The sequence below is a fragment of the Pseudoalteromonas sp. SG43-5 genome, assembly GCF_014164345.1.
GTDB lineage: Bacteria > Pseudomonadota > Gammaproteobacteria > Enterobacterales > Alteromonadaceae > Pseudoalteromonas > Pseudoalteromonas distincta.
This window is the reverse complement of sequence record NZ_JACJFA010000004.1, coordinates 131034-147403: the sequence shown is the minus strand read 5'-3', so window position 1 is coordinate 147403 and position 16370 is coordinate 131034. Positions and strand designations below refer to the sequence as shown.

Annotated in this window: 14 protein-coding genes; 10 read left to right on the top strand and 4 right to left on the bottom strand. The window is 39.5% G+C overall.

Annotation, left to right across the window (positions count from 1 at the left end; all coding sequences use genetic code 11):
• The first annotated feature begins 52 nt into the window (after nucleotides 1–52).
• On the top strand, nucleotides 53–496 hold the full coding sequence (locus tag H5161_RS06140) for a PA2169 family four-helix-bundle protein (RefSeq protein ID WP_002961486.1): 444 nt from the start codon (nucleotides 53–55) through the stop codon (nucleotides 494–496).
• 314 nt (nucleotides 497–810) lie between these two features.
• The gene (locus H5161_RS06135; RefSeq protein ID WP_039490063.1) at nucleotides 811–1203 is read left to right on the top strand and encodes a biopolymer transporter ExbD; all 393 of its coding nucleotides are present in this window, start codon (nucleotides 811–813) and stop codon (nucleotides 1201–1203) included.
• A gap of 73 nt (nucleotides 1204–1276) precedes the next feature.
• On the opposite strand, the gene H5161_RS06130 is transcribed toward H5161_RS06135, so the two are convergent.
• The 3 genes from H5161_RS06130 to H5161_RS06120 are packed head-to-tail and all read right to left on the bottom strand — an operon-like array spanning nucleotide 1277 to nucleotide 5964.
• The gene (locus H5161_RS06130; protein WP_182768925.1) at nucleotides 1277–4312 is read right to left on the bottom strand and encodes a TonB-dependent siderophore receptor; all 3036 of its coding nucleotides are present in this window, start codon (nucleotides 4310–4312) and stop codon (nucleotides 1277–1279) included.
• A gap of 9 nt (nucleotides 4313–4321) precedes the next feature.
• The gene (locus H5161_RS06125; RefSeq protein WP_024603563.1) at nucleotides 4322–5401 is read right to left on the bottom strand and encodes a FecR family protein; all 1080 of its coding nucleotides are present in this window, start codon (nucleotides 5399–5401) and stop codon (nucleotides 4322–4324) included.
• Nucleotides 5398–5964 carry an RNA polymerase sigma factor gene (locus H5161_RS06120; protein WP_024597233.1) on the bottom strand — a complete coding sequence of 189 codons (567 nt, stop codon included), beginning with the start codon at nucleotides 5962–5964 and terminating at the stop codon, nucleotides 5398–5400. The genes H5161_RS06125 and H5161_RS06120 overlap by 4 nt, the downstream gene beginning before the upstream one ends.
• Nucleotides 5965–6237: 273 nt before the next feature.
• Here H5161_RS06120 and H5161_RS06115 point away from each other — a divergent pair, with 273 nt between their 5' ends.
• On the top strand, nucleotides 6238–6753 hold the full coding sequence (locus tag H5161_RS06115) for a DUF2937 family protein (protein WP_182768924.1): 516 nt from the start codon (nucleotides 6238–6240) through the stop codon (nucleotides 6751–6753).
• On the opposite strand, the gene H5161_RS06110 is transcribed toward H5161_RS06115, so the two are convergent.
• Entirely contained in the window at nucleotides 6733–7620 is an 888-nt protein-coding gene (locus H5161_RS06110) for a LysR family transcriptional regulator (RefSeq protein ID WP_002961497.1), read from the bottom strand. The genes H5161_RS06115 and H5161_RS06110 overlap by 21 nt on opposite strands.
• Before the next feature lie 122 nt (nucleotides 7621–7742).
• On the opposite strand from H5161_RS06110, the gene H5161_RS06105 reads away from it, so the two are divergent.
• The 7 genes from H5161_RS06105 (at nucleotide 7743) to H5161_RS06075 (ending at nucleotide 16361) form a co-directional block, all read left to right on the top strand.
• Nucleotides 7743–8393: a peroxiredoxin-like family protein gene (locus H5161_RS06105; protein WP_039490073.1), complete on the top strand. Its 651-nt coding sequence runs from the start codon at nucleotides 7743–7745 to the stop codon at nucleotides 8391–8393.
• Nucleotides 8393–9160 (top strand): haloacid dehalogenase type II, encoded by a 768-nt coding sequence (locus H5161_RS06100; protein WP_182694434.1) that lies wholly within the window; start codon nucleotides 8393–8395, stop codon nucleotides 9158–9160. The genes H5161_RS06105 and H5161_RS06100 overlap by 1 nt, the downstream gene beginning before the upstream one ends.
• A gap of 220 nt (nucleotides 9161–9380) precedes the next feature.
• Entirely contained in the window at nucleotides 9381–9989 is a 609-nt protein-coding gene (locus tag H5161_RS06095; protein WP_002961502.1) for a PilZ domain-containing protein, read from the top strand.
• A gap of 57 nt (nucleotides 9990–10046) precedes the next feature.
• Nucleotides 10047–11102, top strand: a complete 1056-nt coding sequence (locus H5161_RS06090; RefSeq protein ID WP_182695104.1) for an agmatine/peptidylarginine deiminase — start codon at nucleotides 10047–10049, stop codon at nucleotides 11100–11102.
• Complete coding sequence (locus H5161_RS06085) at nucleotides 11099–11992, top strand: carbon-nitrogen hydrolase (RefSeq protein ID WP_024597239.1); 894 nt, start codon at nucleotides 11099–11101, stop codon at nucleotides 11990–11992. Before H5161_RS06090 ends, H5161_RS06085 begins: the two co-directional genes overlap by 4 nt.
• A 59-nt stretch (nucleotides 11993–12051) precedes the next feature.
• A complete protein-coding gene (gene mfd, locus H5161_RS06080) occupies nucleotides 12052–15525 on the top strand; it encodes a transcription-repair coupling factor (protein WP_182768923.1) in 3474 nt (1157 codons plus the stop codon).
• On the top strand, nucleotides 15525–16361 hold the full coding sequence (locus H5161_RS06075) for a peptidoglycan binding protein CsiV (RefSeq protein WP_182768922.1): 837 nt from the start codon (nucleotides 15525–15527) through the stop codon (nucleotides 16359–16361). Before mfd ends, H5161_RS06075 begins: the two co-directional genes overlap by 1 nt.
• Nucleotides 16362–16370 lie beyond the last annotated feature (9 nt).

Genomic DNA, 16370 nt, shown 5'->3' with positions numbered 1-16370 from the left:
ACATTGCTTTTATTAAATTGAACTATACATTCATTTAATTAAAGAGGTCATTATGAACACCCATCAAGGATCAGAAGTAAATCATATTACTGACATCATTCAAGTTATGAACAGCGGCATCGATTTTTATCAAAAAGCACAGGAAAAAGTTGAAGACCCTGCTATTGGTGCACTTTTTCAGCGTATGATAGATGCCCGAAAAGTGAGTGTTGAGCGCTTGCAGCCATATGCAATTAATGAAAAAGGCGAACGCGAAGATGGCTCATCTTTCGCAGTTGAAGCACGACGTGCATACACAGCCCTATTGACTACTTTCACCTCACACAACGACAGCACGTATGTAAAAGAGCTTGAAGAGGTAGAAGATAAAACCCTTGAAGAAATTAAAGCAGCAATGGATAAACCGCAACCAGCTGACTGCGAAGCTGCACTGGCTAAAACATTATTAACAATGCAAAGCTGCCATGCAGAAATGAGCCGTATGCAAAAGCATTAAGCTTACATAGCGCATAACTAGAACCCAGCCTCGAGCTGGGTTTTTTATTGCCTCTAATACCAATCTACATAGTTTTTTAAGCAATTTAACAAATTGCATTACATTATAACGATGCTAAATAGACCCCATATATAAGCAGAACGGTATAAACACCGCCTTATTTCACCACATTTTAAATACATAATTAGTACAAATATTTAATGTTATTAGAATATTTATTTAACCACGCTTTATTTTTGCTGTGCTAATTTTGTTAATAGGTACCTAAAACCTTGCTGTGGCGCCGCAGCATTTAATCAAAAATAAGGTCCAATATGAAAAAACTAACCAAACTACAAAATAATGCTGATGTAGATATGACCCCGATGTTAGACATAGTGTTCATATTACTAATTTTCTTTATTGTAACTACATCTTTTGTAAAACCTGTGGCTATTGAATTAAACCGACCACTCGACAGCCCTCAAATAGATAAGCCTGTTAAAAATGCTTTATTTAAAATTGATGAAAGTAACGGAGTATATTTTTCTGGGAGGTTAATTGATTTAGAGCAAGTTGCGACTAATTTAGCTATGTTCGCGGCTGAATATGAAATAAGTTCGGTACTTATAACCGCAGACGAAAACAGTACACATAATACTTTAATGAATGTAATGAATAATATTAAGCAATACGATGATTATCCAATAAGTTTGATTTCTAAATAAAATCAGCCCAAGCTAAAACCTAAAAAAGGGCCTTACGGCCCTTTGAGTTAAATAACAAAAGGGAGGTTATTAATTAAAAACGGTATTCTGCACCTACGTAGTAGTAAGCACCGTTAAATCCAAATGGAGCCGAACGACGTGAGTAGTCAAACACACCTGAGCTACTTATTACTGTGTTGCCACTAGCATCCACAATAGTACCTGAGCGAGAGTTACCTATTTCATTTTTATCTGGGTAAACATCGAACAAGTTATTTGCACCAATATTTACTGATAAGTCTTCAGTAACGAAGTAGTTAACTTTAACGTCAGTTAAAATTTCTGCACCATACGTTTGACGACCACCATCTTCTACTGTGTATTCACCAAAACGATTAAGTGACAGGTTAACAGTCCAATCATCACGTTGATAAAGCGCACTTAAGTTAATACGGTCCTCTGGTTGCCACTCTTCTATAATAGAGATGTCTTCAGCTGAGAATATATCTTCTACTTTTACTGTCTCAAGGCTTGAGCCAGCAGGAGAGAACAACGATACAACATCTGTTTCAGTAAAGTTAGCTGCAAGTGTAAAATCAAGCGTGCCGCCTAAACCTTCAGTGTTCCACGTTGCTACAAAATCAACACCACGTGTTTCTGTATCAGCACCATTTAAGAAAAACTGCCCTACGCCAGCACCTGCACTATTTAGTGCTGCATCAAGGCTTGTAGATAACCCTTTACCTAAGCGATCACTAATTACAATACGGTCGTCAATATCAATCGAGTAGTAATCAACGGTTACATTAATATTATCGGTAACGTTATACACAATACCTAAACTACGGTTTTGTGATTTTTCTTCTTTAAGTTTTGGAATACCTAAACTTTGCGCAAGTGTTGAATCATTTCTAAATGTACCAACTTCTTCTGCAACTAAATTCCCATTAGTATCAACAACAAATTGTGTGCTTACGTTATTAAAGTAAAGCTGCTGCATTGAAGGCGCTCTAAATCCTGAGCTTAATGCACCACGTAATGAAATATCGTCGGTAATAGACCAGTTACCAGCAAGTTTAAAGTTTACTGTATCGCCAAAACCTTTGTAGTTATCGTAGCGAAGTGCACCAGATAAAATCACATCTTCAATTACATAAGATTCTGCATCTACGTAAAATGAAATTACATCACGTGACTCATCCACTGAAGACGCAGGTGATGAACCACCAAAACCTTGTGAACCACCCGATGCATCTTCAGAGCCAACACCGCCACTTAAACCGCTGTAAATACTTACACCATTTAATGTGTCGTAATCGCGGTACGCATATTCATTACCTTCTAAAATACGGTATTCATCAGTACGTATTTCAGCACCCATTGCTAACGAATAATCATCAAAGTTTTGCGTAAAATCAATATTGATTGTTTGCAGTGATAATTCCATGCCGTAAGCGTACGCTTCACGTGGAATAGTTGTACGAATATCAGCTGCACTTAAGCCTTGGTCATAACGTAAAAAGTTAGCGTATGAGGCATTGATAGTGTCACTTGTAGTGTAATCAATGCTGTTCTCACCATAGGTGTAAGATAAATCAAGGCTTGCATCGTTATCAAATTCAGTTTTATAACCAAAGTTGTACGAGATATCGTCGATAGTTGTGTTGATTTTTGGTAAGAAACCTAGCGGAATCGTTGCATCGTTATCTTGTAGTACTGGGTTACCGCCTGCATTTGCATTATGACGGAAAAATGCAGCCGACTCATTTTCGCGTGTTGAGTAAGTAATAAAGCCGTAAAGCTCGCCATCACCTAACTCGTAACCGGTATTAATTGTTAAACCAAACTGCTGAGAATCAGCATCACCAATTCTAAAGGTATCACGATCGGCTGTCAGCTCACGCGGATCGCCAGCAAGTAAAGTGCCGTCACTCAGTTCTGTACAACCATAAAACTGACAAGAGCCATGTAAACCGGCACGGTTAGTCGGTGCACGGTCACGGTAATTGATAGTTGTATTTAAATAACCGTCATCACCTAGCGCAAAGCCTTTATTAAAATCAAGGTTAATGGTTTCGCCATCGCCTTCAGAATATTGACCGTAGTTAATAGCCGCTTTACCACCTTCGCTACCATCTTTGAGCACAATATTAATAACACCTGCAATTGCATCAGAACCATACTGAGCAGCAGCGCCATCACGTAATACTTCAATGCGTTTAATTGCAGAAGCTGGAATTGCATTCATGTCAGTACCTGCGGTACCACGCCCAACAGAGCCATTAATATGAATAATACTTGCTTGATGACGACGTTTGCCGTTAATTAACACCAATGTTTGATCGGGACCTAAACCGCGAAGTGTCGCAGGTCTTAAAGCATCAGTACCGTCACTAATTGCAGAGCTTGAAAAGTTAAATGAAGGGGCGATAGACTGTAGCATACGACCAACTTCTGTTTGGCCCGTATTTTCAAGCGCTTCTGCACTTAGGATATCTACTGGAACGGGTAAATCTTCAACTGAACGTCCTGCTACACGGCTACCGACAATAGCAATTTTTTCAATTTTTTCTTGAGCGACTTCTTCTGCTGCGTTTACACCTTGCGAATTTACTGCAAGTAAAGCTGGTAATACTGCTGCACTGACCGCTGAAAGCTTCATCATGTTGTTATCATTCCTGTTGATTTGTTTGAGTTTTATACTCAGTAAACCATTTTGATCAACAACCGCATCGAGCTCAGTCCCACCTAATAATGCCTCTAGAGCATCTAGCTGAGTGTAAAATCCATAAACTGAATTTGCGTCATACTGCTTTGCCAACTCATAAGAAAACACCACGGTTTGCTCTGTTTGTTTAGCATATTCAATTAAGGCTTTGTCTGCTCGCTGCGCTTTTATATCAAATTGCACCATTTGCCCAGTGGTTTGTGTTGCTGCTTGTACACTTAAACTAAAAATAGCCGGTGCAAGCACACTAAATCCACTCAATAAATGCGTTTGGTTACTGCGCAACTTATATAAACAGCTGACAAACAAAAATCCTCTATGGGTTTGTTTCTTTTTTTTAATGTTTTTTTTACGTTCAATCTTTATTGATGTAACTTTACCTAACATTAGTTTGATTTGCATAACGTCTACTTATGATTCTGTATGGTGTTTTAGCGTTACTACATGCTCACCTAAACGCTCATGATCAATCGAAAAGTTAGTTTGTAAACTTTCTAGTAAACCTTCAACGTCACCGGCTTTAAATACTCCAGCCACTTTAATACTGGCAAGCTCAGCTGATGAAAGCTCAAAACGTGTGGCTGTATAGCGGCTTACTTCATTTAAAGCATCGCTTAGCTCTTCTCCATTAAAAATAAGCATCCCGTTTTGCCATGCCAAATCGCGTTGTACGTCGTTCATTGAAAGCTGCGTAATTGGTTTTGTAACACTTTGCTCAATAACTGCTTTTTCGCCTGAGGTAACAATATTGGCATTAATTTGACGAATTTTTTTCGTGCTATTATCTGCAAGTTGATAATCTTTAAAGTCATTTGCATCAACCGCTACACTTGGATCAGTGATCATCACTTTGCCTTCAGTAACCACCAGTTCTAAATCTGATGAAGTATTGCGTTGTACATTAAATACCGTGCCTAACGCGGTAAAACTTTTATCACCAGCCATAACACTAAACGGACGCGTGGCATCTTTTGCTACATTAAAGCGCCCTTCTCCACGACTAAGTAATAACTGCCTGCGGCCTTTACTATAAGCAACTTCTAGTAAGCTATTAGTATTAAGCTGCACTATGGTGCCGTCTGGCAATACATACGTTGCTTGCTCGCCTACTTTTGTTTTGTAAATTTTAGTGTAATTAACTTTAGCAAGCTCTTGGTTGTAGCCATTTTCTAAGTTAATTAATAAGTAGCTGCATACCATTAACGCTGCAAACAAACTCGCTGCAATTGAGTAAGAAAACATCCACTTGTTTTTTGATGTTTTAGTATTGTTGCGCTGAGGAAATAAATGACTTAATTCGTTTAATACTGAAAGCTCATCCCAAAGCTGAGCAAGCTCGTATATAGAGTCTTGATGTGCGGTGCTTTGCATCATCCATAATTTAAATTGCTCTTTTTCATCATCAGTTAAACCACGATCAATCGCGCTTATCCAATCACATGACTTTTCTAAGATTAAATCTTTTGAATTAAATTGATGAACATTACTCATTCTGCGACCCTCTTAACTGATATAGGATGTGCTTGAGCTTTAAGGTTCGTTTGAGGGCTTTGCTCATGTTCACGCATGTATAACATGGTTTGTAACAATCCTTTGGCAATGTGTTTTTCAACAGTGCTTTGGCTTAACTGCATTTGGTCTGCTATCTCTTTTTGGCTCATACCGTAAACTTTTTTTAATATAAAGCATTTACGAATCGATGAGCTTAGTTGCTCAGTAGCTCTACAAAAAAGTAAAAAACGCTCTTTAGATGTGTATTCGTCTTCGAGCTTCATTGATTTGAGTAATACGGGCAATTCGTTATCGTTTTCTAACGAATCATTAAATTTATTGTCCCACTTAGCTATATGGTTGAGTGCTAGATGTTTTGCTGTTTTTAGCATATAACTGCGGGTAAACTGGATGTCTTGTTTTAAATCAGCTTCATAGCTTTTTACAAAAGTTTCTTGCACAATGTCTTCTACATCGTCGGGTTGAACAATGCGCGATACAAAACGTTTGAGCTGTTTAGAAATATCAACAAATGTTGACGTGAACTTTACTTTTTTCGTCATCCTTAACATCCACCTGTTGTTATTTTTATTATTAGGGCGTGTTGGCCTTTCGTGGTTGAATTTGCAGCAGTACGTTTGGTATTTAGGCAAGGCAGAGCCTATGTAGTGTGGTTACTCCCCATAAATAAGTGATAACGCAGCATAAATGCCAAACATGCGCTGCCCTTTGGGTTCAATCCACAAAGGTTAACACGCCCCAATAGATTACGAGTTTTTGACATAAAAACAAGCTCAAATGTTAATTCTGGGTTATTTAAATGCATAGGAAGATAAATGAGTAAACTTTTAGATTATATACGACTTAGTTTCTTTGCATTCGGTTTACTACTTGGAGTGCAAATACCTGCATTTGTAAGTGACTTTGGCCAAGCATTATCAGCCCAGTTAATTGAAGCTAATAATGCCGTTGCGCCTTTTAAAAGCGATGCAGCTAAGTATTTCAATAATGATTTAACTAAGCTAATAAAACACTATCAAAATATTGATGATGAAATTGTGAACAAAGGGGCAAGTAATATCAGTACTCTTTACGAGCGACAGCAAGATTTACAGATAGCCGTAAATAGGTTTGAGAAATCTCCGTATATATTTACTATGATCAGTGGCATGAGCGATATAAAGCAACAAGTATGGCAACGCTTTGAAGGTCAAATCATTTTGAAAAAAGACTCTATTATAGCCGCCATTGTTGCAGCCATAATTGTTGCCTTGCTTGCAGAGCTTACTGGTTATTTGTTTTTAACTGGAGTAAAACGCTCATTTAAACGCTTATTCGCAGCTCAAAAATAGTGATTTCATAAAATCATAAAATACATCGGTTTTGCGGGTTGTTAAACTATTTTGCGGACGTAAAAACCAAACCGGTGCATCATCTTGTGCCATTACCCCAGGCATAACTTCAACCAAAATACCGTTTTTAAGATCTTCATTAATCGCTATTTTTGATTTAATAGCAATACCATGACCTGCAATGGCAGCTTGTGTCATATTATCAGAGTTTGAAATAGTAAAACGAGTTTTAGCATTAAAGGTATGTATTTTTTTGTGTTCGTCAAAAAGCTTTAACTGGCGTTGCCACGGCAGGCAAACCCAATAATGCTCACTCAATTGCGTTAAATTTTCAGGCATGCCGTACTTTTCTATATAGCTAGGGGCTGCACACAGTATGCGACTATTGTTTACGATTTTACGAGAAAGTAATCCTGAGTCATTTAATTTTCCCACCCTAATTGCAACATCTTGCGCGTCATCAACTACATTTACAAAATGATCCGTTATTAAAAAATCAAGCTTTAGTTCAGGGTAAGCTTGCTCAAACTCATTGAGTTTAGGCATTACGTATTTTGAAAAAACCCAAGGCGGCATGGTCACGCGTAGTAAACCACTCACCGATGAGCTGCGCGCGCCAATACTATGTTCAGCATCGTGAAGGGCTTCTATTATAGCCCCCACACGCGTATAAAATATTTCACCTGCGGGAGATAACCGTACTCGCCTGCTATCTCTAAAAACAAGTACTGTAGCAAGCTCACGCTCTAGTTTACTTAAGCGATGGCTCACCGTTGCAGGCGATAAACGCTGCTCGCGGGCAGCAGCAAGTACGCCCTTGTTTTCAACTACAGCTATAAATGTTTCTAGGTCGCTTAAATTATACATAAAGATGCCATTGTGCACTTTTCAATGTTTAATATTTTCGAATGAAGCTTTCAGTATTGCAATGTTTATTTAAATATGTAAAACACTATAATTGCAAATAGTCTAATTATTGAGGTTCAATCATGAGTTTAAAAGCGCAAATAGATGCCTATAACGTACAAAAAGATGCCAAATTGCCAGCTGACGTTTTGGCACTAATGAACACTACAAACGAAGAGCTAATTGCACAGCATATAAAAGACAATGCATTGCAAATTGGTCAAAAAGTAGAAAACTTTAGCTTAGCCAACCATAACGGCGAAAACATTGAGCTTGCAGATTTATTAAAAAAAGGCCCGGTAATTATTAGCTTTTATCGTGGTGGCTGGTGCCCATATTGTAATTTAGAACTAAAAGCACTTAACGACTACTTACCACAATTTAAAACTCAAAGTGCTCAGTTAGTCGCAATATCACCACAACTACCTGATGAAACTCTCTCAACTGCACAAAAAAACGACCTTGAATTTGACGTGCTTTGCGATGTGAGCAATAAAGTAGCTGAGCAATTTGGTTTATTGTTTACACTTGATGAGCGTATTCAAGCGTTATATACACAATTTGGTATTGATTTTGAACACTACTACGGCGATAAAAGCTTTAAATTACCGCTACCGGCCACCTATGTGATAAACCAAGAAGGTGTTATTACATACGCATTTTTAAGCGAAGATTACACCCTACGCGCAGAACCTATTGATGTTATGACAGCACTTGAATCGGAGAATAATTAATGTCTATTTTAAAATCGTTAAAAACACTTACTCTTTCACTACTTCTGGGCACAAGCCTTGTATCTGGTTATGCAGTCGCTGATGAACCAAAAGAACAAGCAAAACCTAAAGTGCTTATTTTTGATGTAAACGAAACCCTACTTGATTTAACGTCAATGCGTACCTCTATTGGTAAAGCGCTAGGCGGACGTGAAGATTTATTACCACTGTGGTTTTCAACTATGCTGCATCATTCATTAGTAGATACAGTAAGCGGTAGTTACCACGACTTTGGGCAAATCGGTGTGGCGTCACTTCTTATGGTTGCTCAAAACAACAACATTGATATTACAAGTGAACAAGCTAAAACAGCTATTGTTACGCCTCTTTTAACGCTTCCTCCCCACAGCGATGTTAAAGAAGGACTGGCAAAACTCAAAGCACAGGGCTATAAGTTAGTAAGCCTTACAAATTCTTCAAACAAAGGTGTAAAGGCACAATTTGAAAGCGCTGGTTTAATGTCTTACTTTGATGCGCGTTACAGCATTGAAGATATTAAAATTTACAAACCAGACTTACGTGCGTATGAGTGGGTACTTAAAAAGCTAAACGTAGCACCAAATGAAGCAATGATGATTGCAGCCCATGGCTGGGATGTTGCTGGTGCAAAAGAAGCAGGCTTACAAACCACTTTTATAGCACGCCCAGGTAAAGCACTTTACCCATTAGCTAAAAAACCAGATCACGTTGTGAAAGATTTACATGAATTAGCCGATCTACTTAAATAAGTACACGCTGATGAATCAATACCCAAGCGGCCAATGTTAGGATGACATTGGCCGCTTTTTTGTAACTACCCCTAAATATCTCTTAGTGTATTTATTATCATAATTAGTATGTTAAAAATTGAATGTAAACAAAGCATTTAGCCCGCTATGCGTTATTTTATCTGCTAGCAATTTAGTACTCACAACGCTACTATTAAATAAATACGTGGTGGAGAACATAATGAATAGTGAAAGATTAGGTGAGTTTGAGCAGTACTTTCAAATTAATGAAAGTATAAGAGTAAATTTATTTCCCGTATCAAACGGACAAGTTCCTAAATCGCAGCTTGAGCTTGAAGACGACATTCCCCCACTATTTAGATTAGCAAATGAAGTAAGTGAGCTTGAGCAAAGCTCGTTACGCCCACTGCGTAACTTAGGCGATATAGCACAAGAGCTAGCTACTTTTTTACAAGCGCAGTCACGTAAAATAGATTTAATAATGAGCCATATTTTGGCCTCAGAACAAGCGCAAGATAATGCAATTCAATGTGATAGCTACGGCGGTGGCGGTATTCGTTTTACATCACCTGAAGTACACTCAATTGGCCAAGCATTTAGAACCAAACTGTTTTTGCACCACGAGGCCTCTGCGGTTTATTGTTACACCGAAGTTGTAGCAGTAGAAAAACAAGATAGCGAACACTACCAATACACTATGCTCTTTACCGCAATTAGAACTACTGACCAAGAACTTATTGTTAGAGCGAGTTTACATGCTCAAACCCGCCAACTTAAAAAACGTCAAGAACTTGATCAAAACCAAGGCGACCTAAACAGTGATAATTAGCTGACATCTTTATGTAAAATGCTAAACTAGCGCCATCTTAATTAGTATATAAAATTCATGAACTTTAGACTTTTACCAGAATGGGCCGAGCAAGACGCTGTTATGCTTACATGGCCTCACAAAGACACCGATTGGGCCGACAACTTAGCGCGTGTAGAACCTGTATATATTGAACTTGCTAAACACATAACAACGCAGCAACAGCTTGTTATTGTGGCGCATAACAGTGCCTTAAAAGTGCATATTACAGCATTACTAAATAGTGCTAACGTCTCTCTTAATCGTGTTCATTTTGTAGTAACGCCTACTAACGATACCTGGGCGCGCGATCATGGTCCGCTTACTTGCGCCGCTATTGATTCAACAGAACAATTAAAAGTATATGATTTTACTTTTAATGGTTGGGGCAATAAGTTTGAAAGCACATTAGACAATCAAATTAATCGTACTTTGGTAAAAGAGCTAAGTAGCACAAACAACCAATATCAAGCGCTCGATATGGTACTTGAAGGTGGCGGTATTGAAATAAACGAGCACGGTGTGTTGCTAACAACCAGTGAGTGTTTGCTTAATAAAAACCGTAACCCTGATTTAAACCCAAATGATATTGAAGCACTTTTGAAAGAGCACTTAGGCGCGACGAGTTTTTTATGGGTTGAACATGGCTATTTAGCGGGCGATGACACCGACAGCCACATTGATACTTTAGTGCGTTTTGCTCCAAATAATACCCTTGTATATGTGCAGTGTGACGATAAAACTGATGAGCATTTTAGCGCACTTGATGCGATGGAAAAACAACTAAAAACCTTTAAAACTGCCGATAACACCCCATATAACTTAATTGAGTTACCGTGGCCAAAAGCCGCTTATGACGATGAGCAAACACGCTTACCGGCTACCTACGCTAACTACTTAATTATTAATAATGCTGTGCTTGTGCCAACGTATAATGATGCCAATGATGAACGTGCTCTTGCACAAGTTCAAAAAGCATACCCACAACACACTATTATTGGCGTAAATTGCCAACCAATCATTGAACAATTTGGCAGCCTGCACTGTATTACAATGCAATTACCTCGTGGATTTTTAGCTGGAGCAGCACAATGACAAGCCCTGCAAAATTAACCGTTGCGTTAGTGCAACAAAGCAATACCGATAACGCAAAGGACAATATGGCAAAATCAATAAGTGCCATTCGTGAAGCCGCTCAAAAAGGTGCAAAACTGGTTGTACTCCAAGAGCTACACCGAAGCCTCTATTTTTGCCAAACCGAAAATGTTGACGTATTTGATTTAGCCGAAACCATTCCAGGCCCTAGCAGTAATGCCTTAGGTGAGCTTGCTAAAGAGCTAAGCATTGTTATTGTCGCGTCTTTATTTGAAAAACGCGCTACGGGCCTTTATCACAATACTGCGGTTGTATTAGAGCAAGACGGCAGTATTGCAGGTAAATACCGCAAAATGCATATTCCTGATGATCCAGGTTTTTACGAAAAATTTTACTTTACCCCAGGTGATATCGGTTTTGAGCCTATTCAAACCTCGGTGGGTAAATTAGGCGTGCTAGTATGTTGGGATCAATGGTTTCCTGAAGCTGCACGTTTAATGGCAATGGCTGGCGCTGAGGTATTAATTTACCCAACTGCTATCGGTTGGGATCCTAACGACGACATTGCTGAGCAAACTCGTCAAAAAGATGCGTGGGTTATTAGCCAGCGTGCCCATGCTGTTGCCAATGGCGTGCCGGTAATTAGCTGTAACCGCGTTGGCCATGAAAGTGACCCTAGTGCGCAAAGCGATGGTATTTCGTTTTGGGGCAATTCGTTTATTGCAGGCCCACAAGGTGAACTATTAGCAGAGGCTAATAATACTGATGAGCAAATTTTAGTAGTAGAAATTGATCAAAAACGCTCAGAAAACGTAAGACGTATTTGGCCTTTCTTACGTGATAGACGAATTGATCACTATAAAGACCTAACAAAAATATACCGAGACTAAGTAACCTTAACTCAAGATGGCTCTTACTTGCTAAGAGCCAACTATAAATGGAGTAATAAATGGCGTTTGAGCAATGGGCAGCCTTGCCTTGGGTAAAATCTCATAAAGATAAAATTCAATGGGGCCAGCTAAGCGGAAGTGGTTTAAGTATTGCTATTGCTGAAGGCGTTAAACAACAAGATAACTTAGTCTTAATTGTTACGCCTGATACACCAAGTGCACTGCGCCTTGAAACAGAATTAGAATATTTATTACCCGATAACCCAGTCATGGTATTTCCTGATTGGGAAACTCTGCCATACGATCATTTTTCTCCCCATCAAGATATTATTTCAGCCCGTTTGGCCACTTTAAACACCTTAAAAAAAGAACAACAAAGTGTGTTAATTGTGCCTGTATCTACTTTAATGTTGCGCACAGCCCCGGCCTCATTTATTTACGGTTCAACAATAAACTTTAAAGTAGGCGACAAACTAGACACTCATAACTTTCGTGACAATTTAGAGCAAGCCGGTTATTTAAATGTTCAACAAGTAATGGAGCACGGCGAATACGCTATACGCGGCTCTATCGTTGACTTATACCCAATGGGTAGCCCACACCCATTCAGACTCGACTTTTTTGATGACGAACTCGATACCATTCGCTTATTTGATGTAGAAACACAGCGCTCTGATGAAAAAGTAGATAAAATTGAGCTACTTCCAGCGCATGAATTTCCTACTAACGACGCTGATATAGAACGCTTTAGAATAAGCTACCGTGAAAAATTTGGCGCAAGCTCGCAGCAAGATTCAGTATACATGCAAGTAAGCAAAGGTAACTGGCCTGCAGGTATTGAATACTACATGCCGTTGTTTTTTGAAAAGCTCGCGACTATTTTTGACTACCTGCCAGATACAACAACCGTTATGCAGCTGGGTGATTTAGAGCACGCGGCAGATAACTTTTGGCACGATGTAAATGTACGCTATGAAAACCGCAGAGTTGACCCACTTCGTCCATTACTTGAACCCAATGCGCTTTATCAGCCTATTGAAGAGCTGTTTTCTAATTTAGGCAATTTTGCACGTATTAGATTATCCCTTGCAAAGCTTGGCACTAAAGCGGGTAATAAAAACTTAAGCGTTAGCGAGCTGCCAGCCATTCGAATTGATCATAAACAGCATGAACCTTATGGCGCGTTTATAAATTATGTAGCAGAGCAAAAAAAGAAAAAAGGCCGCATATTACTCAGTGTTGAATCGGACGGTCGTCGCGAATCATTGCTGAGCATTTTAAAACCAAGCGGTTTAAAATTTAAAGAATTTGAAACACTCGAACAATTTATAAAAAGTACAAGTGACGTAGGCTTAATAGTAAGTCCGCTCGAGCAAAGTGTAGTACTTGGCACTAAACCAAGCCTTTCTATTATTACCGAGCAAGAACTGCTTGGCATAAAAGTATCTCAGCGCAGACGCCGCAAGCACAAGTACGAAGCCAGCCAAGATGCGCTAATTCGTAATTTAGCCGAGCTTAAAGAAGGTCAACCTGTTGTGCATCTTGATCACGGTGTTGGCCGTTATCAGGGGTTGCAAACAATTGATGCTGCAGGTGTAGTTACTGAGTTTGTTACGATTACTTACGCAAGTGAAGCTAAATTGTACGTGCCAGTATCTGCATTGCATATGCTGAGTCGTTACTCTGGCGGTGAAGAAGCCAGCGCCCCACTGCATAAGCTTGGCTCAGATGCATGGGAAAAAGCAAAAAAACGTGCTGCTGAAAAAGTTCGCGATGTAGCCGCAGAATTACTCGACATTTATGCTCAGCGCCAAGCAAAACCTGGTAATAGATTTACTCTAGATGCCCCCGCATATCGACAATTTAGCGATAGCTTTCCGTTTGAAGAAACTGACGATCAGCGCAACGCCATAGAAGCCGTATTAGGTGATATGCAATCAAAACAAGCGATGGATCGTTTAGTGTGTGGTGACGTAGGCTTTGGTAAAACAGAAGTGGCCATGCGCGCTGCTTTTGTAGCAGTTAACGATGATAAGCAGGTAGCTATTTTAGTGCCCACTACCTTGCTCGCTCAACAACACTATGAAAACTTTAAAGACCGTTTTGCTGATTTTCCTATTGAAGTAGGTGTGCTTTCGCGCTTTAACTCCACTAAAGAGCAAAAAGACACACTTGAAAAAATGGCCAATGGTAAGCTCGATATAGTTATTGGCACGCATAAACTTATTCAACAAGACATTAAATTTAACGATTTAGGATTGTTAATTGTTGATGAAGAGCATCGCTTTGGTGTTCGCCAAAAAGAGAAAATTAAAGCACTGCGCGCCGATGTAGACATACTCACACTGACTGCAACGCCAATACCTCGTACACTCAACATGGCCATGAGCGGCATGCGCGATTTATCGATAATCGCAACGCCACCGGCGAAACGTTTAGCGGTAAAAACCTTTGTACGCCAACGCGATGTAGAACTTATACGCGAAGCAGTACTGCGAGAAATTAAACGCGGTGGCCAAGTTTACTTTTTACATAACAACGTAGAAACTATTGAGCGTGTTGCACAAGAAATTAGTGAATGGGTACCTGAAGCCAGTGTGACTACAGCCCATGGTCAAATGCGCGAGCAAGAGCTTGAGCAAATAATGACTGACTTTTACCATCAAAAATACAACGTGCTGGTATGTACCACGATTATCGAAACCGGTATTGATGTGCCTACGGCTAATACCATTATCATGGACAGAGCAGATAAACTCGGCCTTGCCCAGTTACACCAATTACGTGGACGAGTTGGGCGAAGCCACCATCAAGCGTATGCCTACTTACTAACAGGTGATCCTAAAGCGCTTTCTAAAGATGCGAGTAAACGCTTACAAGCAATTGAATCATTAGAGGATTTAGGTGCAGGTTTTGCCCTCGCTACACACGATTTAGAAATTCGTGGTGCGGGTGAGCTACTTGGCGATGATCAATCAGGCCAAATGCAAACCATTGGCTTTAGTTTGTATATGGAAATGCTCGAACAAGCCGTAAATGCGCTGCGCGAAGGTAAAGAGCCAACGCTTGAAAACCTACTTCAAAAACAAACCGAAGTAGATTTAAAGCTCGCTGCATTACTACCTGATGACTACATACACGATGTTAATGCACGCTTGGGTATGTATAAGCGAATTGCAAGTTGTGCTAACCTTGATGATATGGATGAACTACAGGTAGAACTAATAGACCGCTTTGGTTTACTACCTGATGCTGCTAAAAACCTATTTAGCCTACAATTATTAAAAATGAAAGCTAGTAGTTTAGGTATAACTAAAATTGAGGCAAACCCAAAAGGTGGTTACTTTGAGTTTAGCCAAGATACCAAGGTTAACCCTAGCTTCATCATTGGCTTGATACAAAGTGCACCTAAGGTGTACAAAATGGATGGCGCAAATAAACTGCGCTTTGCAATTAGTGAGGCAAATGCCCGCGAACGCTTAAAAATGGTCACTGCAATGATTGCAGATTTCGAAAAAAAGGTTAGCCATTAATGTTGCTAAAAAAATCGCTTATTGTTTTATGCTGCTTATTTAGCAGCACTGCATTTGCAGAACGCTGGTTTGAGGTTGAGGTGCTTGTATTTAAACAGCGCCCTGCCCCGTATTTACAAGAAGACTTTAGCCTTAAGCACAAAGCTATTGAAGATAAAAATACGCTAGACTTACTGACCCCTCTTTACACTGAACAAGCAATGCAGGCCTGCATAGATGGCGATGAGCGTTTTCAAAAACGCACTTTTACTGATTCATTAGTTAATTCAAACCCGCAATCGGGTGTATGTGACAACAGTATTGACTACCTACAAAGCTACGATGAGCTACCTGTAACGCCTTTAGCACCCGCTAAAGATGATATGCAGCAAACCTATTTATTAGCGCCGCAACAGCTGCAATTTAAAGCGCAATATAGGCAACTGGACCGCAAAGGCTTAACACCTATTCTACATACTGGCTGGCGCTTTGAAGGTGCAAGCAAGTCACGCGCCCCAAGCATGCATTTAATGGCGGGTAAGCATCTTAAAAATGAACCCAATGTAACACCTAGCTATTCAAACCCTGATTTTGTAAATTTATTGAATTCACAACCGGCGCTATTTAACGACCCAGATCAATCAAAAGCAGAATGGGAACTAGACGGTTTATTTAAAATACATTTACGACATTATTTATACATAACAGCTAATTTTGATATTAGCCAAAAGCTAGAAAACGGCGATATAGAGTCAGCCCGTTTTTCTCAGTTTAGACGTGTAATTAGTGGTGAAGTACATTACTTTGACCATCCACGAATGGGCATGATTGTCCAGATCAGAAAATTCAAACATTAATATTAAGTA